15 protein-coding genes and 1 pseudogene are annotated in these 24318 nt (G+C 41.9%); 8 read left to right on the top strand and 8 right to left on the bottom strand.

All coding sequences use genetic code 11. The annotated features are described in order from the left end of the window. Positions 1-19: 19 nt before the first annotated feature. The gene (locus ACE1CI_RS02465) at positions 20-1003 is read left to right on the top strand and encodes a CHAD domain-containing protein (protein ID WP_413265547.1); all 984 of its coding nucleotides are present in this window, start codon (positions 20-22) and stop codon (positions 1001-1003) included. A 132-nt stretch (positions 1004-1135) separates the two neighbouring features. Here ACE1CI_RS02465 and ACE1CI_RS02460 read toward each other — a convergent pair whose 3' ends face one another. From ACE1CI_RS02460 to phnD, 4 genes are all read right to left on the bottom strand, one after another. After that, complete coding sequence (locus ACE1CI_RS02460) at positions 1136-3052, bottom strand: AAA-like domain-containing protein (RefSeq protein WP_413265546.1); 1917 nt, start codon at positions 3050-3052, stop codon at positions 1136-1138. Between the two features lie 296 nt (positions 3053-3348). Then, positions 3349-4176: a phosphonate ABC transporter, permease protein PhnE gene (phnE, locus tag ACE1CI_RS02455; protein ID WP_413265545.1), complete on the bottom strand. Its 828-nt coding sequence runs from the start codon at positions 4174-4176 to the stop codon at positions 3349-3351. 16 nt (positions 4177-4192) lie between these two features. After that, entirely contained in the window at positions 4193-4906 is a 714-nt protein-coding gene (locus ACE1CI_RS02450; protein ID WP_459564087.1) for a phosphonate ABC transporter ATP-binding protein, read from the bottom strand. A gap of 88 nt (positions 4907-4994) precedes the next feature. After that, positions 4995-5966 (bottom strand): phosphate/phosphite/phosphonate ABC transporter substrate-binding protein, encoded by a 972-nt coding sequence (phnD, locus tag ACE1CI_RS02445; protein WP_413265543.1) that lies wholly within the window; start codon positions 5964-5966, stop codon positions 4995-4997. Between the two features lie 680 nt (positions 5967-6646). Here phnD and ACE1CI_RS02440 point away from each other — a divergent pair. After that, on the top strand, positions 6647-8221 hold the full coding sequence (locus tag ACE1CI_RS02440) for an efflux RND transporter periplasmic adaptor subunit (RefSeq protein WP_413268104.1): 1575 nt from the start codon (positions 6647-6649) through the stop codon (positions 8219-8221). Further along, complete coding sequence (locus tag ACE1CI_RS02435) at positions 8221-11409, top strand: efflux RND transporter permease subunit (RefSeq protein ID WP_459564165.1); 3189 nt, start codon at positions 8221-8223, stop codon at positions 11407-11409. Before ACE1CI_RS02440 ends, ACE1CI_RS02435 begins: the two co-directional genes overlap by 1 nt. Before the next feature lie 32 nt (positions 11410-11441). On the opposite strand, the gene ACE1CI_RS02430 is transcribed toward ACE1CI_RS02435, so the two are convergent. The 4 genes from ACE1CI_RS02430 to ACE1CI_RS02415 form a co-directional block, all read right to left on the bottom strand. Then, positions 11442-11897, bottom strand: a complete 456-nt coding sequence (locus tag ACE1CI_RS02430) for an HNH endonuclease (protein ID WP_496615198.1) — start codon at positions 11895-11897, stop codon at positions 11442-11444. Next, a complete protein-coding gene (locus ACE1CI_RS02425; RefSeq protein ID WP_413268101.1) occupies positions 11894-12130 on the bottom strand; it encodes a hypothetical protein in 237 nt (78 codons plus the stop codon). Before ACE1CI_RS02425 ends, ACE1CI_RS02430 begins: the two co-directional genes overlap by 4 nt. Before the next feature lie 135 nt (positions 12131-12265). Beyond that, complete coding sequence (locus ACE1CI_RS02420) at positions 12266-13528, bottom strand: hypothetical protein (protein ID WP_413268100.1); 1263 nt, start codon at positions 13526-13528, stop codon at positions 12266-12268. A gap of 73 nt (positions 13529-13601) precedes the next feature. Continuing rightward, a complete protein-coding gene (locus ACE1CI_RS02415; protein WP_413268099.1) occupies positions 13602-14063 on the bottom strand; it encodes a hypothetical protein in 462 nt (153 codons plus the stop codon). A 126-nt stretch (positions 14064-14189) separates the two neighbouring features. Here ACE1CI_RS02415 and ACE1CI_RS02410 point away from each other — a divergent pair, with 126 nt between their 5' ends. From ACE1CI_RS02410 to ACE1CI_RS02390, 5 genes and pseudogenes are all read left to right on the top strand, one after another. Next, positions 14190-18980: an nSTAND1 domain-containing NTPase gene (locus tag ACE1CI_RS02410; RefSeq protein WP_496615197.1), complete on the top strand. Its 4791-nt coding sequence runs from the start codon at positions 14190-14192 to the stop codon at positions 18978-18980. A gap of 733 nt (positions 18981-19713) precedes the next feature. Further along, positions 19714-20009, top strand: a pseudogene (gene fdxB, locus ACE1CI_RS02405) (ferredoxin III, nif-specific). Positions 20010-20322: 313 nt separating this feature from the next. Further along, positions 20323-21363 (top strand): cytochrome c oxidase subunit II, encoded by a 1041-nt coding sequence (locus tag ACE1CI_RS02400; protein WP_413268206.1) that lies wholly within the window; start codon positions 20323-20325, stop codon positions 21361-21363. 164 nt (positions 21364-21527) lie between these two features. Further along, on the top strand, positions 21528-23204 hold the full coding sequence (gene ctaD / locus ACE1CI_RS02395) for a cytochrome c oxidase subunit I (protein ID WP_413268205.1): 1677 nt from the start codon (positions 21528-21530) through the stop codon (positions 23202-23204). Between the two features lie 370 nt (positions 23205-23574). Next, on the top strand, positions 23575-24207 hold the full coding sequence (locus ACE1CI_RS02390; protein ID WP_413268204.1) for a cytochrome c oxidase subunit 3: 633 nt from the start codon (positions 23575-23577) through the stop codon (positions 24205-24207). Positions 24208-24318: the final 111 nt, after the last annotated feature.

The following is a 24318-nucleotide window of genomic DNA, read 5'->3' as shown; positions in this document are numbered from 1 at the left end:
AATTCCATGCCAAACAATTATGACATCAAATAACCCAAAAAAAGCTAATACCTTGGGCGACTGGGCTTATATTGCCGTTGAGAAACACTTCAACAAAACAATTAAGTATGAAGCAGAAGTCCTCAAAGATAAAGATCCAGAAGCCTTACACCAAATGCGTGTAGGAATGCGCCGCCTCAGAACCGCAACCACAGGTTTTGCACCTGCCTTAGATTTACCACCAGCAGCCCAAGAAAGACAAGTTGGGAAAATTGCTCGCATTTTAGGGGTATTACGAGACTTAGACGTACTCAAAGAAGCATTGGAAAATCAGTACAAACCAGCTTTACCTAAGTCAGAACAAAAAGTTATTAACATTGCCTTAGATTACTTAGAAACAAAACGATCTGAAGCTTTCAAACAGGTAAAAAGGACTTTAGAAGAAAAGTCAAGTTACCAAAAACTGAAGCAAGGATTTCAGGATTGGTTTAAAGAACCAAAATATCAAGTAACGGCTCAATTACCAATTCTAGAAGTGTTACCAGATTTACTTTTACCCGAAGTTAGCGAGTTTTTATTGCACCCTGGTTGGTTAGTGGGAGTAGAAAGCGAAGAAAGTGGAATTCGCCCCAGGGAAAACTTGAATCATCAGGCGGTAGAAGAACAGTTAAATCAACAAGGAGAAATGCTGCACGACTTACGCAAACAAGCAAAGCGAGTTCGCTACCAAATGGAATTATTTACCGATTTTTATGGGGAAAGTTTTGCCACTTACTGCCAAGATGTCAAGAAAGTTCAAGAAGTGTTAGGAAATATTCAGGATAGCATGGTTTTAGATGAATTCCTCACCGAAGCTTTGCGAACGGAAAAAGCAAAATTACCTGATACTTTGAGTAAAGAACTAGCAGAAACTCGTTACCAAGCATGGCAAGAATGGCAAGTTTTACAAGCGCGATATCTAAATTTCCCAGTTCGGCAAGGTTTCCATAAAGAAGTGTTAGAACCTCAAGGTTTACCGGATTAATCTAGCAAGTCAGATCCCTGTCAGATCCCCTGTCAGATCCCCGACTTCTTCAAGAAGTCGGGGATCTCCCTGTCAGATCCCCGACTTCTTCAAGAAGTCGGGGATCTGAGTAACTCAACTTTCAAACATACTCTAAAGTTCCTGAAAATTAACTTGATTTCGCCCTAAAGTTTTAGCTTGAGAAAGAGCTTCCTTGGCTTTACGCAACAAGTTATCTGAGTTAATATTGTTATCAGGAATAGTGCTTGCTACTCCTAAACTTACAGTTAACACCGGAGCGGGAAGACCACCAATTTTAGGATCGTGACTAATAGCTAAACTTTTGACTTTTTCCCGAATTCTTTCGGCAACTTCACAGGCAATGTTAGCATTAGCATTGGGTAAAATGATGGCAAATTCATCTTCTTGATAACGAGCAACAACATCATAAGATCTTCTCACTAGTTGACGCATTACCTCTGCTATTTGGCGTAAACAATTATCTCCGGCTTCCGAACCTTGAGTTTTATTATAAATTTTGAAGAAGTCAATATCGCATAAGATTACAGACAAAGGTGATGTTGTGAGAGCTAACTTTTGCCACTGTTCTACTAGATATTGTTCAAAGTAACGCCGATTAGCAAGTTTGGTAAAATCATCAATGTCTCGCAGGCGGCGCAATTCTAAATTTTCTCTTTCTAACTGGGTAAAGTTCTGAGTCAGAGAATCATTTGTGGCAATTTCTGCTTGGCTAGGTAATAGTTTTCTGCTAAAATAGAGGCGATAGAGTTCACAGCTAGGAACTACGCGATCGCCATCAATATTTACTAACCCGATACTCTCTAACTTATAAGCAACTACAGGATCTAACTTCACTGGTTCCTCACTCCTGATTACCTGTTGCAAAGCTACTTCTAATCCCGGTTCTGCTTGCACTGTTGCCAAAGAATAGCGCAGATATTCTTCATAAATTCCTGATTCAGTCGCCGCTTGTTGCAATAATTCTTTTAGTCCCACATCTTGACGATGTAAGTGATAGAAAGCTAGTTGCACTAAATAAGGATGTCCTCCTAACAAAGCGATTAGTCTTTTAGTTTTTGCATGATCCGTCCAATCTAAGTTGTAGCGTTGTGCTAATTCCTGAACTTGCTCCGCAGTCAAAGGTGGTAATTTTAGAGGTAAGCCAATATTAAAGGGTGATTGATTGAGCTTTAGTGGCACATAAATTTCTGTAGAGTAAACTACTACCAAACGCAGCTTTTGCCAAACTTCAATATATTTAGCTTGTTCGTGCCAATAACGCAATAAAGGCAGAAATTCTTGAGCAATTTCTGGATACTCAAAAATCCGGTTAACTTCATTTAAAACTAAAACTAAGGGAGTTTGCAGTTGCTCTAATAAATAAGATTGCCAATAAACCGTGCAACTTACCTTACTACCAATCTCCTCATCCCAGTAATTATCTATTCTTGATTCTAGCTCTAACTCTCGGCAGACATTAGCACTAACCCAACGCAAAAACTTATCGATATTAGCGAAAAATGCTCGATCGGCTTGACGAAAATCTATATTTATAGTGCGATAATTTAAGCTATCTGCATGAGCAACAACACGCAGCACTAAAGAACTTTTTCCCATTTTCCGGGGAGCTTTAATTCGCACTAAACTTCCTGGTTTGGTAATCTCTTCATAGATAAGTTCTTCTATTGGTGGTCGGGGAATGTAAAATTTAGAGTTGATGGCTAGGGGTGCGCCTGGGAATTCTAGGGGTGAAGAACTACTAGAATAGCTAAAATCTCTAATTAATTGCTGCTGTGCTTTGGTGAGTTTGCGGGGTTCCAAAGTCGCACGAAAGTTATATTTTGTAATTGTCTCTCCCAAAAATTCACTTAGCAATGCCCATAACTCAGAAGCAGTTTTTCGCAGATATTCATCGACATAATTACCCTCTGCTGCCATCCGCGAGTAAGTTTTTCCCTCCCAAGCTTGATGCAGTACCCATTCTTGCAGCGATGTCAAGGGTTTTTTCTGAGTAGCATTTAACAATTGTACTAATTCATATATAGTCATTGTAAAAACAGATTTAAATACAACTTGCACCCTGGTTAATCAGCTATTAACAGAACTGTCGTCAATAAACAGCCTGATTTGTAACTTTTTAGTAGCCCATGTAGAATCTTAGGTAAACTTGTTTACCTTTGTTCTGGGAAATTTGATTTTATATGAGACCAGTATTATAACCTTGTATGGCTCCGGCGATCGCCTAAATGTAATAGAATTACCACTGACTTTGATTGGAAAAGCTCACGTAATTCCTAGTAATAGGTTATACAAAAATTTTTTTGTTAGTAAATATAAAACTTCGCTTACTTGTTTTTGTGAGTAAAACGATAGCTAGCTTCCAGATGTTGGCGTAATTTACTACTCAGAGCATCGATCGCTGTCACCACAACCAATAAGACTAACATCATGGTCGTAGCTTTATTGTACTCAAAACCTTTAATGTAGTTAACCAGTTCAAAACCAATACCTCCGGCTCCCACTACCCCCAAAACAGAGGCGGCGCGAATATTGTACTCAAACATATACAGAGTATAGCCTAAGCCCAAAGGCAACACTTGAGGCAGAATGCCATATTGTGCTATTTGTAACCACGAAGCGCCACAAACCTGCAATGATTCAAGAGAACGAGCTTCAACAGACTCAATTGCTTCTTGATAAAATTTTGCAAGATAACCAATTGTATAGATACCGAGAGCCAAAGTTCCCGCAGGTGCGCCGAGTCCGGTTGCTGCAACAAACAGTAATCCTAAAACAATTGAGGGAACAGAACGCACTACGTTTTGTAAGAAATTGGCGAATAATTGCATCCAGCGAGGTGCTAAATTTCGCGCCGAAAGAACTGCTAAAGGTAAGGAAAGAATTGCGCCAATGGTAGTTCCCCAAATTGACATTTGAATTGTTTCTATTAAGCGGACAATGGCAATATCCAAAATTGATAAATCAGGAGGCCACAAACGGGTGATAAAATCTACTATATGAGGCCAGCTATCTTTGAGAAGTTTTAAATCAACTTGTAACCCTTTTAATGCCCAAGTATAAACGGCAATCACAACTGATAAAATGGATAGTCGTTTTACCCATTTGAAGAATAAAGGATGTTTAAATTTGAGGGTTTTAAATGTTTTTGTCATTGGTTTTACTTCAGGTTTAACCAGCTTGCAGAATTTCTGGTAAGTTATGGCATTTGCCATCATAAATAATGCTTCCGGCTTCAAGGACGATCGCTCTTTGAGCATAAGCAGCAGCTAACGCTAAATCATGCAATACTACCACAATTGTGATTCCCTGTTCCGAATTTAATTGAGCTAAAGTTTCCATTACTTGTTTAGCTGCTAAAATATCTAAACCTGTAGTTGGTTCATCAGCCAATAGTATCTTAGGATTTTGAATTAAAGCTCTGGCGATCGCAACTCTTTGTTGTTGTCCACCACTTAAATAAGCAGTTTTTTGATAAGCGTGTTCTTTTAATCCTAAGCGATCCAAAAGTTCTAGGGCTAAACGGCGATCGCGTTTCGGAAACCCCCACAAACTTTGCCAAGCAGATAAACTCCCCAAACGCCCACACAGCACATTTTCAATTGCTGTTAACTGGCGAATTAAACCTCCGCCCTGAAATAACATCGCCACATCAGAACAATGTTTTTGTTGCTGATTCTGCACTATGTTATTAACTTTGATTATTCCACTTTCCAAAGGAACTAAGCCAACTATAGAACGCAGTAAAGTAGACTTTCCCGCGCCATTTAATCCTAATAAAGCAACAAATTCACCCTGTTCAATTTGGCAACTAATCCCGTTTAAAATCGGACGATTCAGATTGGCACTATAGGGAGTAGTTATTTTCTCACATTCGATCGTCATCGGTAGTTGGTACTTGGTAATTGGTAGTTGGTCATTGGTCAAAAGTTAACTTTCACAAATGACCAATGACAAATAACTAATGACAAAATTATGGTTCAATTCCAGCGCGTTGCAATGCTTCACGCATAGGTAGTAAATGAGTGGTGCTGTTAACTTTTACAAAACTTGTCGAATTGTACAAATTTTTCAGCAATTGATTATTTTCTGGCTTATTCATTTCCATCAAAGCGTTGATGATTTTCTCACGCATAGCTGGAGGAACACTATCATCAATTGCTACTCCATGAGCAGGTACACCTGAAATAGCATAAAGTATCCGCAAGCGACTTGCTTCTTGGGGAGTGATATAAGGTGCGCCAAGGGTGTATTCGGAAACTGCTGCTACATCTGCTTGTCCCCGTAAAACGGCTTGTAATGCTCCACTGTAACCGTTTCCGTAGCTAACTTGGCTAAAGAAACCGTTAAGGCGATCGCGATTTGGAACTAAACTCAACTTAACTAATTCTCCCACAGGGAAAATGAATCCGCTACCTGAAGTTGGAGAAGTGAAAGCGATTTTTTTTCCTTGCAATTGTTTAAGAGTATCAGGAGAATTGCCACTGCGTAAAGGGCTATCTTTAGGAACTACAAATATCGATCTGTAAGTGTGTCCACCAGAATAATTCGGACGTACTTCAGCTAAATACAATTTAGCATTGGCTAATTGTTCGGCTTTAATTGCTGGACGACTGCTCAAAAAAGCTACTTGGGCACGATTTGCTCGTAAAGCTTCTACAGCAGCCGTGTCATCAGCTACTAACGCTTCTACAGGCATACCTAGTTTTTGGGAGAGGAATTGAGCCACAGCATTAGCTTTTCTCTGTAAATCAGCGCTATCACCACGAGCGGGAAAAGCAATTCTAATCTTTGTCAGAGATGCTTGAGCCAGAGTATTTTCTAACTTCTGAGGAACATTTGGTGCTTCTGCCCATGACTTTTTCCCGGTTGTGTTCAAAGTCAAACTCGTTAATGCTAAGGCTACCGCACTCACACCAAGTAAAAATCTTTTTGTCAGACCCATGACCTTACAATGAAAACTAGGTATTTAAACTGCGTTTATATTATACGGGCTAATTGAGATAATTTTTCACTTATTTGACTATCTATTGAGAAATCAAAGCAATAAATCTCTCCTGCCTCCGTCAAGACTGATGTACTCAGATCTTGCATGAGTCCTAAAATCCGCCTGCGAATTGATTCGCACCGCGAGTAGCTAAAGTCCTCTGTCATAAGACTAAATACTTAGGGCTTGCTGAAGAAAGGAAGAAAGTAAGATAGGTAAGGGTGAAAGCGCCTTTTTTGCTCAAAACGAGTCTTTGCGATCGCATCTTTTGGCGAATTCCCCAAGCCTTTTTCAGGGAAATTGTAGGGACACGGCATTCAGGAGATAACGCAGGAGTTGCAAATGTTTTTGATGCCGTGTCCCTACCCTCACCAACAGACTTATTCAGCAAGCCCTACTTAGGATTCAAAAATTTTCAGTCCATTTTAATGGACTTGAGCTATTAGCCAGGGACTTGAGTCCCTGGCTAATAGCTCGCATCGCAGGTGCAAGATCTCAGTAAGTCCTAGTAGCTTTAGTCTTGAGCAAACCTTACTAGAGATGTAAGCTGAAATCTTCTCTTTGCCGTTATTCTAGGGAGAGGTTAACTTTTGTAAAGGGTTTGAGCTTGGCAGTTGTGCAGGAAGTCTAAAGAAATTATGAAAAGAGCCAAGGTAAAAATTTCATATTCGTACATTTTGGCTTTTGGCTTTTGCCTTGCACCGCTGCTGCTGACTTTAACGGGCTGTAGCGGAACGCCCAAAGCAGAAGCGGAAGCACAAAGTCGGGGATCTGGAGCCCAGAGAGGAGCCGAAAGGGGGCCAACCTCTATAGCAGTGGATGTGGCGATCGCACGTCCTGGCGTTCTCCAGGAAGCACCTATATATATAGGTACAACTAGACCTGCAAGGGAAGTTTCTTTGCGATCGCAAGTTGAAGGGCGATTGCTGAACTTGAACGTTAATGTGGGCGATCGGGTGCAGCGGGGTCAACAGTTAGCGCAGTTGGATAGCACATTATTATTAAATCAAGTAACTCAAGCGGAAGCGGAACTAGCTACCCGTGACTCAGAAGTAGCACGCGCCAGAACTCAAGTTAGTAACGCCAGAGCTAGAGCCGAACAAGCTAAAGTAACACTGAAACAAGCCCAGTCAACCGCAGCAAGACGAGCATTTTTACAAAAACAAGGGGCAATTTCCCTGCAAGATGCCGAATTAGCCCAAACCGAAGTAGGCACTAATAAACAAGCAGTTTTAGCCGCAGAAGAACAAATTCGTACCGAACAGCAAGCAGTTGCCGCTGCTCAAGGTAGAGTAGTTGCCCAAAGAGCCGTAATTGCTGAGTTGAAAGAGCGCTTATCTTACGCCAAACTCATCTCGCCCGTTGATGGCGTAGTTATTGAACGAACCAGCGAACCGGGAAATTTGGTACAACCGGGAGGCGAGGTTTTAAAACTGGGAGAATTCAATCAAGTAAAAGTGATAGTTCCGCTTTCCGAATTGGAACTGCCTAATATTCAAGTCGGACAGTCGGTACAAGTACAATTAGACGCTTTTCCTAATCAAAATTTTGCAGGCACAGTTGCCCGAATTTCTCCTGCTGCCGATCCTACTGCAAGGCAAATTCCCGTAGAAATTTTAATTCCGAATCAAAATGGGCAAATTGGTAGCGGTTTATTAGCAAGAGTCCAATTTACTCAACAAAATGCCCCCAAGGTTCTGATTCCAACGACAGCGCTAGAAGTTTCTAGAGGTAGAGGCAGGGGAGCAGGGGAGCAGGGGAGCAGGGGAGCAGGGGAGCAGGGGAGCAGGGGAGCAGGGGAGCAGGGGAGCAGAGGAGCAGGGGAGCAGGGGAGCAGGGGAGCAGGGGAGAATAATTCTTTCTCTCCCCCCATCCCCCCATCCCCCTACCTCCCCAGTCCCCAGTCCCCAGTCCCCAGTCCCCAGTCCTCCAACCAAGGGACTATTTTTGTGGTGACGGCAGAAGGTAGGGAAGGGAAGGTGGCGGCGCGTCAGGTGGTTTTGGGCGATCGCGCTAATAGCAAAGTTGAAGTAATTTCCGGTTTGCAAGCGGGAGAAAGGTTTGTGGTGCGTAGTGGCAGACCTATAAAAGATGGGGATGCGGTGCGGTTTAGTATTTTGTCTGAAGGTGTGGGGCGGGGAGGGGGCGGGCGCGAACGTCAGTCTTCTGCACCAACTCAAGAAGAAAACACTCAACAAAAAGGTCGGCAATGATGGAAAATGTCAAAACATCTGGGTTTAGCCTGAGTGCTACTTCTATTCGTCAGCATATTGGTACTTTAATGCTGACTTTAACAGTTTTGGTATTAGGATTTTTCTTTTTTACCCAACTGCAAGTTGATTTGTTGCCTTCTATTACCTATCCGCGCATCGGCGTGCGACTCACCGCCCCTGGAGTTTCGCCAGAAGTAGCAATTGACGAAATTACTAGACCTTTGGAAGAAGCTTTAAGTGCTACAGAAGGTGTAGTGCAAGTTTATTCCCAAACTCGCGAAGGTCAAGTAAACGTAGATTTATACTTTGAACCAGGGGGAAATATTGACCAAGCATTGAATGATGCAACTGCTGCTTTTAACCGCGCTAGGGGTAGATTACCAGAAATAATTGAAGAACCACGCTTATTTAAAATTGACCCTTCCCAACAACCAGTTTATGAATTTGCCTTACAATCTCCATCTTTAAAAGATGTTGATTTACGGGTGTTTGCTGATGAAGAATTATCCCGTGAATTGAATGTGGTTTCTGGTGTTGCGTCAGTGGATGTAGCGGGGGGAGTTCAAGAAGAAGTAAGAGTAAAAATTGACCTGAAACGTTTACAAGCATTAGGTGTCAATTTAACTGATGTTTTAAATGGTTTAGAAGAACGCAATCAAGATGTTTCTGGTGGTAGATTACGCGGTGAAGATTCGGAACCTTTAACTCGAACGGTGGGACGATTTCGCGATGCAGAAGAAATTAGAAACTTGTCTTTTTTAGTGAGAACTCCGGGAGCAAGTACAACATCTACTATTTCCAATCGTCGGGTTTATCTGCGCGAGTTTGCTGAAGTTATTGATGGTACGGAAGAACAAAGAATATTTGTATTTTTAAATGGCGAACCAGCTGTTAAAGTTAGCGTGACTAAACAGCCTGATGCTAATACTATTACTGTTGTCGATGGAGTAAAAAAACGCATATCTGAGTTACGAAAGTCGGGGTTAGTTCCCGAAGATATGCAAATCGTGGCGACTTTGGATGAGTCGAGATTTATTAATAATTCAATTTCTAACGTTACAAGTTCGGGTTTAATTGGTGCGGGGTTAGCTGCGATCGCAGTTCTGTTATTTTTAGGTTCGCTGCGGCAAACTTTAATTATCGTTATAGCGATTCCTTTAGCGACAATTGCCGCAATTATTTTAATGCAATTATTTGGACTTTCGATTAACGTTTTCAGTTTAGGTGGTTTGGCGCTAGGTGTCGGTATTGTGGTGGATAACTCGATCGTCATGATGGAGACAATTGCCGAAGGTGCGGGGTTAACTCCCGGAAAAGATTCGCGCACTCGCCTCAGTTCCAAACAGTTAGTTGAAAGCGCCGTTAATAGCAGTCAAAGTGTAGAATCAGCTTTACTTGCTTCCACAACTACTAACTTAGTTTCAGTTTTACCATTTTTGTTAATTGGTGGTTTCTTTTCCTTACTTTTCAATGAGTTAATTCTCACCATTAGTTTCTCTGTCGCCGCTTCGCTCTTAGTCGCTTTAACAATTGTGCCAGTGATCTGTTCGCGACTCTTAGCTATTCGTTGGACAAGCGGGGCAAGTAATTTTTGGCTGTTGCGAAAGTTCAATGAAAGATTTGAAGCTTCAATGGGCAGTTATGGAAGGTTTTTAGCTTTTGTATTGCGGTTTCGGGTGTTAATAATTCTGGCAGCTTTCCTAATTTTAGGCGGCGGTAGTTGGTGGATGGCAGGACAAATTCCCCAAGAAATTTTACCTAGAATTAATACTGGTCAAGCGAATTTATTTGCTCAATTTCCACCAGGAACAACTGTAGAAACTAACAAAAAAGTAATGACAGTTGTCGATGAAATTCTGGGCAAACAACCCGAAACAGATTTTGTATTTACTACTGCGGGTGGTTCACTTTTCGGCAGTAATACTAATGCTAATCCAGTCCGTAGTAGTAGTACAATTACTCTCAAACCGGGAACAGATGTTGCGGCATTTGTACAACGAGTTACTAGGGAATTTGAAAAGCTAAATTTAGCTGGAATTCGATTGCGTTTAAGTCCTGGTCAAGTGCGCGGTATTATCTTAAGTAACTCGCCTGTGAGAGGTGCAGAAGTTGATATTATGCTCCAAGGCGAAAATGAACAAAGTTTGCAACGCGCCGGAAGACAAGTATTAGCAGCAATGGATGAAAAAGTAACTTTAGCACAGTTTCGTCCTGATGCAGACGATCGCCAACCGGAAATTCAAATTCGCCCAGATTGGGAAAGAGTTGCTAGTTTAGGATTAAATACCAAGTCAATTGGCGATACTATTCAAACTGCGATCGAAGGTTCTACACCGACGCAATTACAAAGAGGAAACCGCTTAGTCGATGTGCGAGTACAATTAGATCGAGAATCTGTACAACGCGCTTCTCAATTAGAACAAATCCCTCTCTTTGTTAACAATAATGCCTTAATTCGTTTGGGTGATGTAGCAACAATTGTAGAAGGACAAGCACCCGGAGAAATTCAACGAATTAACCAAAGACAAGTTTTCATTATTGCAGGAAGTTTGAACAAAGGTGCTAGTTTAAGTGAAGCTTTAAAACAAGTAGATAGCGTTTTAGCTGAAACTAAATTACCGCAAGGTGTTTCGATTTTACCTAGTTCCAACGCCGAAACAAATAGACAGTTACAAAATTCATTAAAAATTCTGGGAAGTTTAGCCGCTTTCTTAGTATTTGTAGTAATGGCGGTGCAATACAATTCCCTGATCGATCCGTTAGTAATTATGCTGACTGTACCGTTAGCTTTAGCGGGGGGAATTTTTGGGCTTTATATTACGAAAACTGCGATCGGTGCTACGGTTTTAGTTGGAGCAGTGTTATTGGTGGGAATTGTCGTCAATAATGCGATTATTATGGTAGAAATGGCGAATCAAATTAGGGAAGAAGAAGGGCTCGATCGCACCACCGCCATTTTAAAAGCAGCACCCCAACGTTTGCGACCAATTTTAATGACAACTATTACCACTGTTTTAGGTTTATTCCCCTTAGCTTTGGGAATGGGTGAAGGTTCGGAATTTCTGCAACCTTTGGGAGTTGTAGTGTTTTCTGGGTTGTCTCTAGCAACGTTGTTGACTTTATTTATTATTCCCTGTTTTTACACCTTGCTGCATGATTTCCCATTCGGAAAAAGGTTGTTTGGGTAAGTAGATGTAATATTTAATCCAGACAAATCGGCTTACTCAAGCTGCTGGGGATCTTCTGAAGGAGGATGCCAACCAGCCTGAACCCACAGCGCACGAGCTTCTTGGATAGAACGTTCTCCTCTGTAGCGTTCATCATTAAGGTCAAGACGTTCGCAAGTAGCTCGACCGATGGGAGTTGTACCGAGAATCTTTGTACCGTCTGCGCTCCAGATGAAGTGGTCAGACCACTGCTGTTGACGGGGATTAAATAAGGGTAGAATTGCTGAGGTTTCTACATCCCGACCCACTATGAAGTTATAACGACGCTGGTTACAACGACTGCAAACCAGAGCTAAGTTATCAGAATTGTCAGAGCCACCCAAAGAACGTGGTTGAATGTGATCGATGGTGAAGCGAGAAGTGCTGATTTTTTCTGGAGAATGGCAGTATTCGCACAGGTAGTCTGCGCGTTTGTGTACCAATTGCCTCGTCAATTCATTAATAGTCATTGCTGGGCAACCAAGAGAGAATTGAGGTAGGTAAAGATGCGGTCTAGTTCTCCTATAGCATTGAGTTCTGCCTCCTCTTCTGGGGTTAGCGAACCTGTCTTGTTTTTTTCTAACAAATCTTCGAGGTGAGATTGTAATTCGTCGGTAAATTTGAATAGTCGAAGGTTATCAACCTTCTCAACTTTAATGCCCGTTTCTAACAAAGATTGCGGGCTAATTACTACTTGGATCATAATTTTGCGGCTCTTAAATAAAGGACTAGCTTAATCCTAGATAGTTTTGGGTATGTAATGTGGGCTATATACTCATCTGCTTACCTACGGGAAAGCTGCGCCAACATCTGTGGACATCTGTGGTAAAAAAATCGATTATTTCCATTTTCTCCTAATCAACCAAGTTAATCCAGCAGCGATTACAAACACAAGAAGACTAAAGAGAACCGGAGTTTTACAAAATAGGGAAGCTTGACCAAAAATCGGTACACAATTTTTATCTGCGGGTGCGAAAGAAACTCCAGCGACTCCAGCACCGACGACAGCGACAAATTCTTGAAAATTGCGATCGCGTTCCGCCTTAGCAAGTTCAATCCCACCTCGCACAGCGTTAATATTATCTTCCAACAATCGCAATCCGATTTGCATATTTTCTGAGTCTTTATCGATTTGAACGATGTATTTCTTGGTGACTAAATCAGTAAATTTTTGAAAAAAATCTATTTGGCTATTTGCATCGAGTTTTTTCTGAATAAACTCTAGGCGAGTTTCATAATTACTTAGATTGATTTCAATAACTTGCTTTTGAAATGACATTCCCAATAAATCAACGCTATATTGCTTTATCTCTTGTTGCAGGCGCTCAAGACTTTGCTTGTAATCATTTAATTGATAGCCAACTTTTGGCGGCTCATATTTAGTTATTTTTTGTCGATCGCCTTCAAGTTTTTGATAGTAATCTAAAATAGATTTTTTGATAAAACGGCTTTGATCGTAACTCCAATTAATTTTGCTATAATAACAAAACAACCCCATCCAATCAGGATAAATATCTGCAACTTTTTGGGCGTTTTGTTGCGGATAAATGAGAATCAAAACGGGAGTTTTACCAAAAAGTATGTAAAATATATTCCCGCCAAAAAACTTTCCTTTCCCTTGAAAATCTCGCTGCCAATCTGCATCTTTGCTGAATGTTTTATAACAATCTTTAGCAATTGCTTCGGGATTTTGAGGAGAATTTTCAGGCAACCAACCAGATAGAATCCAAGCTTGTCCAAGGGTGATGGGTTGTTGGTTTAAACGCGATTCTATTTCCGCTTTTAAATTGCTAAAATAATTGACTGATTGAGGATCGGTCTGGTTATTTATTGAACAATCAATTTGCAAACCGTAGGTATCGTTAAGGCGGACAGGATAATAGTAACCTTGCAGTTTATCAGTTTTAAAGTGTTTAAACCTGTCTTGTGGAAGGAGTTCTAGATATTCTACTTCTTTATCTGGGTCATCGAGATTAACATCACTGGGTAATTTCTTGGTGAAAATTTCTTGATTTTTAGTGATTGCTTCGCCAGTACTGTTAAGGGCTTCCTTTAAATCATACAGAAATAGATCGAGAGTGGGATAAATAAGATTACTCATGAGTTGGCAGAATTCAATTTAGTTGATTGAAGATATCTTCATAGATCCCCGACTTCTTCAAGAAGTCGGGGATCTAATGCGTCTCTAACCCAAAAAATTGTTTGACTTTCTCAGGAAAGCTTAATTTTTTAATAGCTTCTTTTGGATCTTCAGAACGACTAATGACAATGACTAAATTATTAATTTGTTGCTTGTAACCTGTCGGTATTGATTGAGGTGGCAATCCTCTAGTCGCCACTGTTTCATCTCTGCTTAATTGTTCGATTTCGGTTGTGGTTGGCAAAAGTTCGTTGGGGAAATCTTCAATAGAATCGAGTTGAGGTTTATATAATTGATAGAGTTGATTTAATGGCTCGTTGGACGCAATCATTCTTAATAAAAGTGGTTCGGTAACACTTGACCAAGCTAGAGGTTGGGCATAAAGTTGATCGGCAACTTCTTTTAAAATTTGCTTTTCTATGTCGTTTAGCGGCGTGTCTAAATCTTGAAGGGCTAGCAGGAAAGCTAAACCAGTTGTGTTAATCTGAGAGTTCATAGGCTTTTGCAGAAAAACAAGGGATATATACAATAATATAGAAGAGCAGGTATTACTTGATAAATTGATTATTTCTAGAAAATTTTACTCTGATATCTCTAGTAAAAATCTTTAAATTATCTCACTATGACATCGGAATGGGAAGCCCTAGTGGTTGGGATCAATCGCTATCCTTCACAGACAACCCTAAAAGATCTTAGTGTAGCAGCGAAGGATGCAGAAGATCTTGCTGTCCAACTAAAAGAATACGGCTATGAAAGCTTTCGTGTCCAGTGTTTACCGCAACAAAGGGATCAAAAAGGCGAGGCACAAATCGACCCGAACGGGATGGTAAAATCAGAGGAATTAAAAGAGGCTCTGTCAAATTTACTCAACCCCCCGCCTCCTAACGAAGCGCCAGAAACAGCGCTATTCTTCTTTTCTGGGCATGGATGGCGGGAAACTGTGGATGGTAAAAGGGAGGTATTCCTAGCCACCAGCGATGCTTTTCCCCAAGAACAAATTTATGGGATTGCTTTGAGTTGGTTAGGAGAGGAATTGCAAAAAAGCCCGGTAAAACGGGTGATTGTTTGGCTAGATTGCTGTTACAGCGGCGAATTGTTGAAATTTATCCCAACTGATACTGATAAAGATTACTGCTTCATTACTGCGACTCGTTCTTACGAACCAGGGTTGGAAATATCCCACGAACAAGGTTTATTCACAAAGGCACTACTGGAAGGATTAAACCCGGAAAAATACTCGGAAGGGAAGGTTAATAGCCGCAACTTAGCTGACTTTATCAAAAAGCAGATGGCGCGGACATCCCAGCGCCCGTCAATTAAACACTCCCAGAGGGTAATTTGGCTGACGACGAAATCACCCAAAAAACGGTTTGAGAATACTTGTCCTTATCGTTCTCTGTCTTACTTTACGGAAAAACAAGAAGATGCAAAGGTATTTTGTGGACGTAACATTTTAACCAAGGAACTAATTTCACGAATTGAGAACAAACATCGCTTCATTACCGTTTTAGGTGCGTCGGGAAGTGGTAAATCTTCCCTGTTGCGGGCGGGATTATTGTATCAGCTAAAGTTGGGGCAGGAAATTCCTGGGAGTGATAGTTGGATATACCTGGAACCCTTTACGCCACAGGGAAATCCTCTGGAAAATCTGGAAGCAGCTATAAAGGGACTGGGGACTGGGGACTGGGGACTGGGGACTGGGGAAGAGATTGATAGTCGGTTTCAACCGACTTTAGCTATTAGCCTGCGAATTGATTCGCAGGCGGGCTCTCTGGGAGATGTTCCACCCATTGATTCGCAGGCGGGCTCTCTGGGAGGTGTTCCACCCATTGATTCGCAGGCGGGCTCTCTGGGAGGTGTTCCACCCATTGATTCGCAGGCGGACTCTCTGGGAGATGTTCCACCCATTGATTCACAGGCGGACTCTCTGGGAGATGTTCCACCCATTGATTCACAGGCGGGCTCTCTTGATTCGCAGGCGAGTTCTCTCGAAGGTTTTCAACCTGTCGTCATGGTAATCGATCAATTTGAAGAAGTTTTTACCATGTGCGATGAACAGACGCGAGAGAAATTTTTTAACCATCTGATCGAATTAAACCAAAACAACCCAAACCTCTACATTATTATCGGGATGAGGTCGGATTTTCGCAGTCGGTTGCGCGAACATCCCCAATTAACTGAACGCATCGAGAAACCTTATATTAATGTCGGACACTTAAACCGAGAGGAAATTGAAGAAGCTATTGTTAAACCTGCTGAGTTGGTGGGGTTAGGTATTGAAGGGGCGTTAAAACAGCAGATTATTAATGATGTCGAAGATTATCCTGGTAGTTTGCCTTTGTTGCAATTTACCTTGACGGAACTTTGGAACAAGGCGCAAAAGCAAGGGGAACAGTTTTTACGGTTAGCCACTTATCAAAGTTTAGGGGGAATTGAGGGAACTTTGCAAAAACGCGCCGACGCAGTTTATGAAAGTCTTGGGGAAGCTGAAAAAATTGTTGCTAAACGTTTGTTTTTGGAACTGACGCAGGTGGGGGAAACTCTGGATACTCGCAGGCGGGTTTACCTGGATGATTTAGTTAATTCTCACCAAGACTTGGCAGTTTTAGATAAAGTTACTCAAATCCTTGCCAATGAACAAAATCGCCTGATTACTCGCACAGAAGATCCAATGTCTGAGAAATCAGATGAGGAATCGAAAAGCGAAAATCAAAAATCGAAAATCCTCATTGATGTGGTTCACGAAGCTTTGATTCGCCATTGGAAGCGGTTGCGGGATTGGCAAAAAGAGTACCAAGAGGCGATGATTGTGGAGCGGGAAATTGAAACCCAGGCACAGCAGTGGGAAGCTGCGGGAAAACCCAACGATTTGGGGTTGTTGTTGCAAGGGGCGAAACTTGCCAAAGCAGAAGATTATTTGAGTAAATATGGTGAGTTGGGAATGCTCGATGGGGTGGCGGAGGACTATATAAAAGTTAGTCGCCAACAAAACAAAAACCGCCGCCGCCGACAACAGTTAACCGTTGGGGGAGTGATTGGGGTTGTATCTTTAGCAGCGCTTGTTGCCATCTTTTTTGGTTTAGACTCGCGCAGACAAGCGACATTGGCAAACTTGCGGGAAGATGCAGCCAACATTAAATTACTCCTCCCTTTGGGAACTGCCACACCTCTGATTAAAGCCATCGAAACTACTGAAAAAAGTCAAACATCTGTCGGAAATGTCCTGAGTGAAGTTTACTCCAGCCTTTATAACGCAGTGGACGAGGTGCGGGAACGCAATACCTTTACCCGACATCAAGATTCTGTCTATGCTGTTGCCTTTAGTCCCGATGGCAAAACCATCCTCAGTGGCAGTGATGACAAGACGCTCAAACTCTGGGACACTTCTGGCAAGTTGCTCCAGACTTTTACCGGACATCAAGATTCTGTCTATGCTGTTGCCTTTAGTCCCGATGGCAAAACCATCCTCAGTGGCAGTGATGACAAGACGCTCAAACTCTGGGACACTTCTGGCAAGTTGCTCCAGACTTTTACCGGACATCAAGATTATGTCAGGGCTGTTGCCTTTAGTCCCGATGGCAAAACCATCCTCAGTGGCAGTGATGACAAGACGCTCAAACTCTGGGACACTTCTGGCAAGTTGCTCAAGACTTTTACCGGACATCAAGGTTATGTCAATGCTGTGGCCTTTAGTCCCGATGGCAAAACCATCCTCAGTGGTAGTGATGACAAGACACTCAAACTCTGGGACACTTCTGGCAAGTTGCTCAAGACTTTTAGGGGACATCAAAATTCTGTCAATGCTGTCGCCTTTAGTCCCGATGGCAAAACCATCCTCAGTGGTAGTGATGACAAGACACTCAAACTCTGGGACACTTCTGGCAAGTTGCTCAAGACTTTTAGGGGACATCAAAATTCTGTCAATGCTGTCGCCTTTAGTGCCGATGGCAAAACCATCCTCAGTGGTAGTGATGACAAGACACTCAAACTCTGGGACACTTCTGGCAAGTTGCTCCAGACTTTTAGGGGACATCAAAATTCTGTCAATGCTGTCGCCTTTAGTGCCGATGGCAAAACCATCCTCAGTGGTAGTGATGACAAGACACTCAAACTCTGGGACACTTCTGGCAAGTTGCTCCAGACTTTTAGGGGACATCAAAATTCTGTCAGGGCTGTCACCTTTAGTGCCGATGGCAAAACCATCCTCAGTGGCAGTGATGACAACACGCTCAAACTCTGGGACACTTCTGGCAAGTTGCTCCAGACTTTTAGGGGACATCAAAATTCTGTCAATGCTGTCACCTTTAGTGCCGATGGCAAAACCATCCTCAGTGGTAGTGATGACAAGACACTCAAACTCTGGGACACTTCTGGCAAGTTGCTCCAGACTTTTATTGGGCATCAAGGTTCTGTCAGGGCTGTCGCCTTTAGTGCCGATGGCAAAACCATCCTCAGTGGCAGTGATGACAAGACACTCAAACTCTGGGACACTTCTGGCAAGTTGCTCCAGACTTTTACCGGACATCAAAGTTCTGTCTTTGCTGTCGCCTTCAGTCGGGATGGCAAAACCATCCTCAGTGGTAGTGATGACAAGACACTCAAACTCTGGGACACTTCTGGCAAGTTGCTCCAGACTTTTACCGGACATCAAAATTCTGTCAATGCTGTCGCCTTCAGTCGGGATGGCAAAACCATCCTCAGTGGCAGTGATGACAAGACGCTCAAACTCTGGCCTACACCGGAAAATTGGCAATATGTACTACAGTTGGGTTGTTCTCAATTGCGCTTGCATCCGCAACTCGCTTCTCCTGACAATGTAGCAGCAGGAGAAACCTGTAGGAAATATGGCGGTTGGAAAAAGACAGAGGAAGCTCACTTTTTGGTGAGACAAGGGAAAGCTTTGGTGCAAGAAAAGGGAGATGGGGATCAAGCAATGCAGAAATTAACCGAAGCCAAAAAACTTGACCCAAATCTCAACTTAGCTGCCTGGAAAACTCAACTCGCTGCTGATTTAATCGAAGGGGGAGAAAAGCTAGTTAAAGAAGGGAATGTCAAAGCGGCTTTAACTGCTTACGAAAAAGCCCAACAATTTGACCCGAAGTTGAAAATTTCTGCTGGATCATGGAATACTCTGTGTTGGTATGGCAGCCTCTACCGCTCTGCTAAAGAGGTAATGTTTGCTTGTGAAAATGCTGTCAAACTTGCACCAAAAGATTTGTCCATTCGCGATAGTCGCGGCGTTGCTAGAGCTTTAATTGGAGATAAAACCGGGGCAATTGAAGATTTACAAGCTGTTGCAAATTCTCCTGAAACCTCCGAAGAAGATAAAGCTCAAAGGCATGATTGGATTAAGGATCTCAAAGCGGGTAAAGATCCTTTTACTGATGAAGTATTGCAACAATTACGGCAATGAGTAAGTTTATTTTTAGGTAGGTTGTTGCGCTTTAGCGCTGAAGCGCAACAACGTACTTAGAGCTTGCTGAAAAAGTCTGTTGGTGGGGGTAGGGACACGGCATCATCAATATTTGCAATTCCTACGTTATCTCTTTCATGTCGTGTCTTGCTGAAAAAGTCTGTTGGTGGGGGTAGGGACACGGCATCATTAATATTTGCAATTCCTACGTTATCTCTTTCATGCCGTGTCCCTACAATTTCCTGGAAAAAGGCAAGGATGAAAGCGCCAAAAGGTCTGAAAAACTGGCACTTGTTTTGAGCAAAAAAGGCGCTTTCACCCTTGCCTATCTTACTTTTTACCTTTATTTAGCAAACCCTACTTAATAAATGAGAATTTTTCCTACTATTAATTAAGTAATTATTCAGAACTCAAGGTCAAAAATCTTGAGTGAAATTCCCTAAGCCTTCTGCAACAATACTTCTAGCTAATTTATTTGAGTAATTAAATACTAGAACCCCCATAAAAAAATACTAGTACCCCTGGCAAAAAATACTAGTACCCCTACCCCAAGAAAATTTCTCAGTGCTGATTAAGGCTAAATTAGAAGCTTTGAGTAGCAGGTTAATTAGTCTAATAAGTTTGATCCGTCGCGGTGCAAAAGTGGGAAAAATAGCCGTCTGATATAAACCTAATATCAGGAGACAAACACAAACACAGCATTAATTATTCTAGTTCAAAAGGAGCAAAACTCATGGCGGTATTAACAGCAACAACGTTCGGCGGAAAGACTTGGACACCACAATTTCTTCAAGACATCAAAATTGCTACTTGTTTGGGATGTGGCAGATGCTTTAAGGCTTGTGGACGTGGGGTGATGGAGTTAAAACCAGTCAATGAACATGGCGAGTTTATTGAAGATGAGGATGAGGAAGAAAACCTCGTAAAGTAATGACGATCGCCAATGCCGAAAATTGTATTGGTTGTGAAGCTTGTTCCAGAGTTTGCCCCAAAAATTGCCACGTTCATGCCCCATTAGATGCGAATTGATTAACGTCAAATTCGATACATTTTGGGGAATTAAATTGACAGCTGAATCAGGAGTTATTTGTTCAGGAATTGTCGCTCTGCAAAGAGTATAGTAAAACACAAAAATTGAGCGACAATTTTCCTGCTTCTGTCAAATTTAGGTAGGATTACCTGCCGCCCTTAAGAAATAGTTACGAATAAGACAGCAAATCACTTATGCCCTTAGCTTAAATAAGAGTAGGAAACAAGTGCTAAATGGTAGAAATATCTCCATGTGCACAGGCGACTACTATACCTTAAGGGTGAGAGTCGCCCCAATCAAGGAAAAATATCTATGAAACAAATTCCCGTTTCACTCTTAACCTTAGTAGCAGGGGTTGTAATTGCATTTCTTAGCCTTTGGGTTGGTCAAAACCATCATTTGTTGCCAGAACAAGCTTCGGCACAAGCGCCTTTGGTAGATGGTTTCTTCAACGTCATGGTGACGATCGCAACAGCCTTGTTTATTGTGGTTCAAGGTGCAATTTTAATTTTTGCGATTAAGTATCGGAAACCTAAAGATGATGATAGCGATGGTTTGCCGATCGAAGGTAACTTCTCTTTAGAAATCTTTTGGACTGCGATTCCAGCACTAATTGTGATTGTCTTAGGAATCTACAGTGTGGAAGTTTACCGAGCTATGGGCGGTTTCGATCCGGCAGGTTACGAGATGATAGCACATCATCATGGTGGCTCGTCTCAAATGGCGAAAATGCCGGGAAGTGCGATCGCTGCACCCCTAATCGCTGATTCAGAAAGCATAACTTCCGAAGTAGCTGTACCACCTGTAGAGAAAAAATACGGCATAGGTGCGACACCGGAAGAAGAAGGAAAAGCCGCTAGTTTGGTGGTAGATGTCACCGCAATGCAATATGCCTGGATCTTCAATTATCCCGATAGCGGAGTTACTAGCGGAGAATTGCACGTTCCCATTGGCAAAGATGTGCTACTGAACATTAGCGCTGTGGATGTAATCCATTCATTTTGGATACCACAATTTCGCCTCAAACAAGATGCGATTCCCGGACAACCAACACAGTTAAGGTTTGTCGCTACAAAAGAGGGAAGTTATCCGATCGTTTGTACGGAATTGTGCGGTAGTTTTCACGGTGGTATGAGAGCAACAGCTGTTGTAGAAACACCGGAAGCATTTAACAGTTGGGTAACAGAAAATCAGGTAGCGCAGCAACAAGAATCTACTCAAACTGTTGCCGCTAATCCCGCTGATTTACCAACTTCAGAGTTTCTTGCGCCTTACGCTAAAGAAATGGGAATTGATGCTCATTCTTTAACTCATTTACACCCAGGCGCAATAGTTTCCTCCATGAGTAATTAAAATCTCTGACTAAATTGGTCATTAGTCATTGGTCATGAGTCATTAGTCATTGGTAAAAAACAAAGGACGAATGACGAAGAACAAAGGACAAATGACAAAGTGATTAGTCAGGGAATTTTCTTATTAAGAGTAAGAGACTGATTTTAGCAGACGAAAAACGGTTTATGGCACAAGCACAACTTCCCTTAAATACTCCGCCAGGTATATCAGGTGATTCCTCAAAGGAACACCCAAAAGCTTGGAAATGGTATGACTATTTCACCTTTAATGTCGATCACAAAGTCATTGGCATTCAATATTTGGTGACAGCATTTTTCTTTTACCTACTTGGTGGGTTAATGGCGATCGCCATGCGTGCGGAATTGCTAACACCTGATTCAGATTTTATTGACCCGACTCTCTACAATGCTTTTTTAACCAATCACGGGACATTTATGATTTTCCTGTGGATTGTACCAGCAGCGATCGGGGGTTTTGGTAATTTTCTAGTGCCGTTAATGGTTGGCGCTAGAGATATGGCTTTTCCCAAGTTAAATGCGATCGCATTCTGGTTAAATCCACCCGCAGGTGCAATTTTAATTGCTAGTCTGTTTTTTGGTGGATCGCAATCTGGTTGGACTGCTTACCCACCATTGAGTTTAATTACGAATAACATCGGTCAATCGTTGTGGATTCTCAGCATTGTTTTGGTGGGAACTTCCTCAATTTTAGGTTCGGTGAACTTTGTTATCACGATCCTATTTATGCGCGTACCAAGTATGCAGTTGACCCAAGTTCCTCTGTTTTGTTGGGCAATTTTAGCAACTTCGGTATTAGCGCTTTTCTCAACTCCAGTATTAGCGGCAGGATTGGTATTACTATTATTTGATATCAATTTTGGCACGTCTTTCTTTAAACCAGATGCAGGCGGAAATGTAGTTATTTACCAACACTTATTCTGGTTTTATTCTCACCCCGCAGTTTACTTGATGATTTTGCCGATTTTCGGCATTATGTCGGAAGTAATTCCGGTACACGCCAGGAAACCGATTTTTGGTTATAAGGCGATCGCATATTCCAGTTTAGCGATTTGTTTCGTCGGGTTATTCGTCTGGGTACACCATATGTTTACCAGCGGAACACCCCCCTGGATGCGGATGTTTTTTACCATCTCAACTTTGATTGTTGCTGTACCTACGGGAGTGAAAATTTTCGGTTGGGTGGCGACACTTTGGGGCGGTAAAATTCGCTATACAAGTGCGATGTTATTCGCTGTCGGTTTGTTATCAATGTTTGTCATTGGTGGCATCACTGGCGTAACTTTAGGAACTGCACCTTTTGACCTTCACGTACACGATACTTACTATGTTGTGGGACATTTTCATTACGTTTTGTTTGGTGGTTCTGTTTTTGGTATTTATGCGGGGATCTACCATTGGTTCCCCAAAATGACCGGAAGAATGATGAATGAAACTTGGGGAAAAGTTCACTTCATTATGACTTTCATTGGCACTCATTTAACATTTCTACCGATGCACGAATTGGGATTACAAGGAATGCCTCGTCGCGTTGCTATGTATGACCCCCAATTTATCACTTTGAACCAAGTTTGTACCTTCGGTTCCATACTCTTAGGAATCTCTGTAATTCCCTTCTTTTTTAATGCTCTTTGGAGTTGGATGTATGGGGAAAAAGCTAGTGACAATCCTTGGGATGCACTAAGTTTAGAATGGACTACTAGTTCACCACCTCTAATCGAAAATTGGGAAGTTTTACCAGTAGTAACTCACGGCCCTTACGATTATGGTATGAATGGTCATAGTGCTACAACTGAAAAAGCAACCAGCGAATCTGTAAGTTAATTTTGATTAGTGGTTTGTGCTTCAGTGTCTTCGATCCCCCTAAATCCCCCTTAAAAAGGGGGACTTTGAATCCGGTTCTCTCCCTTAAAAAGGGAGACTTTGAATCCAGTTATCTCCCTTAAAATGGGGGACTTTGAATCCGGTTCTCTCCCTTAAAAAGGGAGACTTTGAATCCAGTTATCTCCCTTAAAATGGGGAACTTTGAATCCAGTTATCTCCCTTAAAATGGGGAACTTTGAATCCGGTTCTCTCCCTTAAAATGGGGGACTTTGAAAGGAGTGTGAATCTAGTTCCCCCCTTGATAAGGGGGGTTAGGGGGGCTCAAATCCTGGAGCTAAATACAAATCACTGATAATTGGTAGGAGGTAAAATGCAAGGCGCAATTGAAACATCAGAAATTCTCAATTCTTCTGTCGATCCAGCAGTGACAACAGAAGTTGCCCATCATGAAGGACATCCCGACCTAAGAGTATGGGGTTTGTTGACTTTTTTAGCTTCTGAATCTTTAATGTTTGGTGGCTTTTTTGCCACTTATTTAGTTTATCGTGGTGGTGCAGCAAATTGGCCGCCCGAAGGGACAGAAGTTGAGTTATTATTACCCACAATTAACACAATCATTCTGGTTTCTAGTAGTTTCGTGATCCATTTAGGCGATACAGCAATTAAAAAGAACAATGTCAATGGCATGAGACTTTGGTATGCTGTCACCGCTTTAATGGGGGCGATTTTCTTGGGTGGTCAAGTTTATGAATACCTAAGTTTAGGTTATGGACTGACTACTAATATCTTTTCTAACTGTTTTTACTTAATGACAGGTTTTCACGGGTTGCACGTTTTCGTGGGACTGTTATTAATTTTGGGTGTGCTGTGGCGTTCTCGTCGCGCAGGACATTATTCTGCTACTAAGCACGTTGGTATCGAAATGGCGGAAATTTACTGGCACTTTGTCGATATCATTTGGATTGTTTTGTTTAGTTTGCTCTACATTTTGACACTGTTCTAAGCAACTTTGTAGGGTGTGTAAATCAACGTTCGTTGTGAACACTTCAGTGTTCCCTTTAATTCAGGAATATACGACTAAAGTCGCTACAACAAACAATGATGATGTAACGCA

The organism is Floridaenema flaviceps BLCC-F50, assembly GCF_041929275.2.
In the GTDB taxonomy this organism is placed as follows: Bacteria; Cyanobacteriota; Cyanobacteriia; order Cyanobacteriales; family Aerosakkonemataceae; genus Floridanema; species Floridanema flaviceps.
This window is presented reverse-complemented; position numbering and strand designations above follow the sequence as displayed.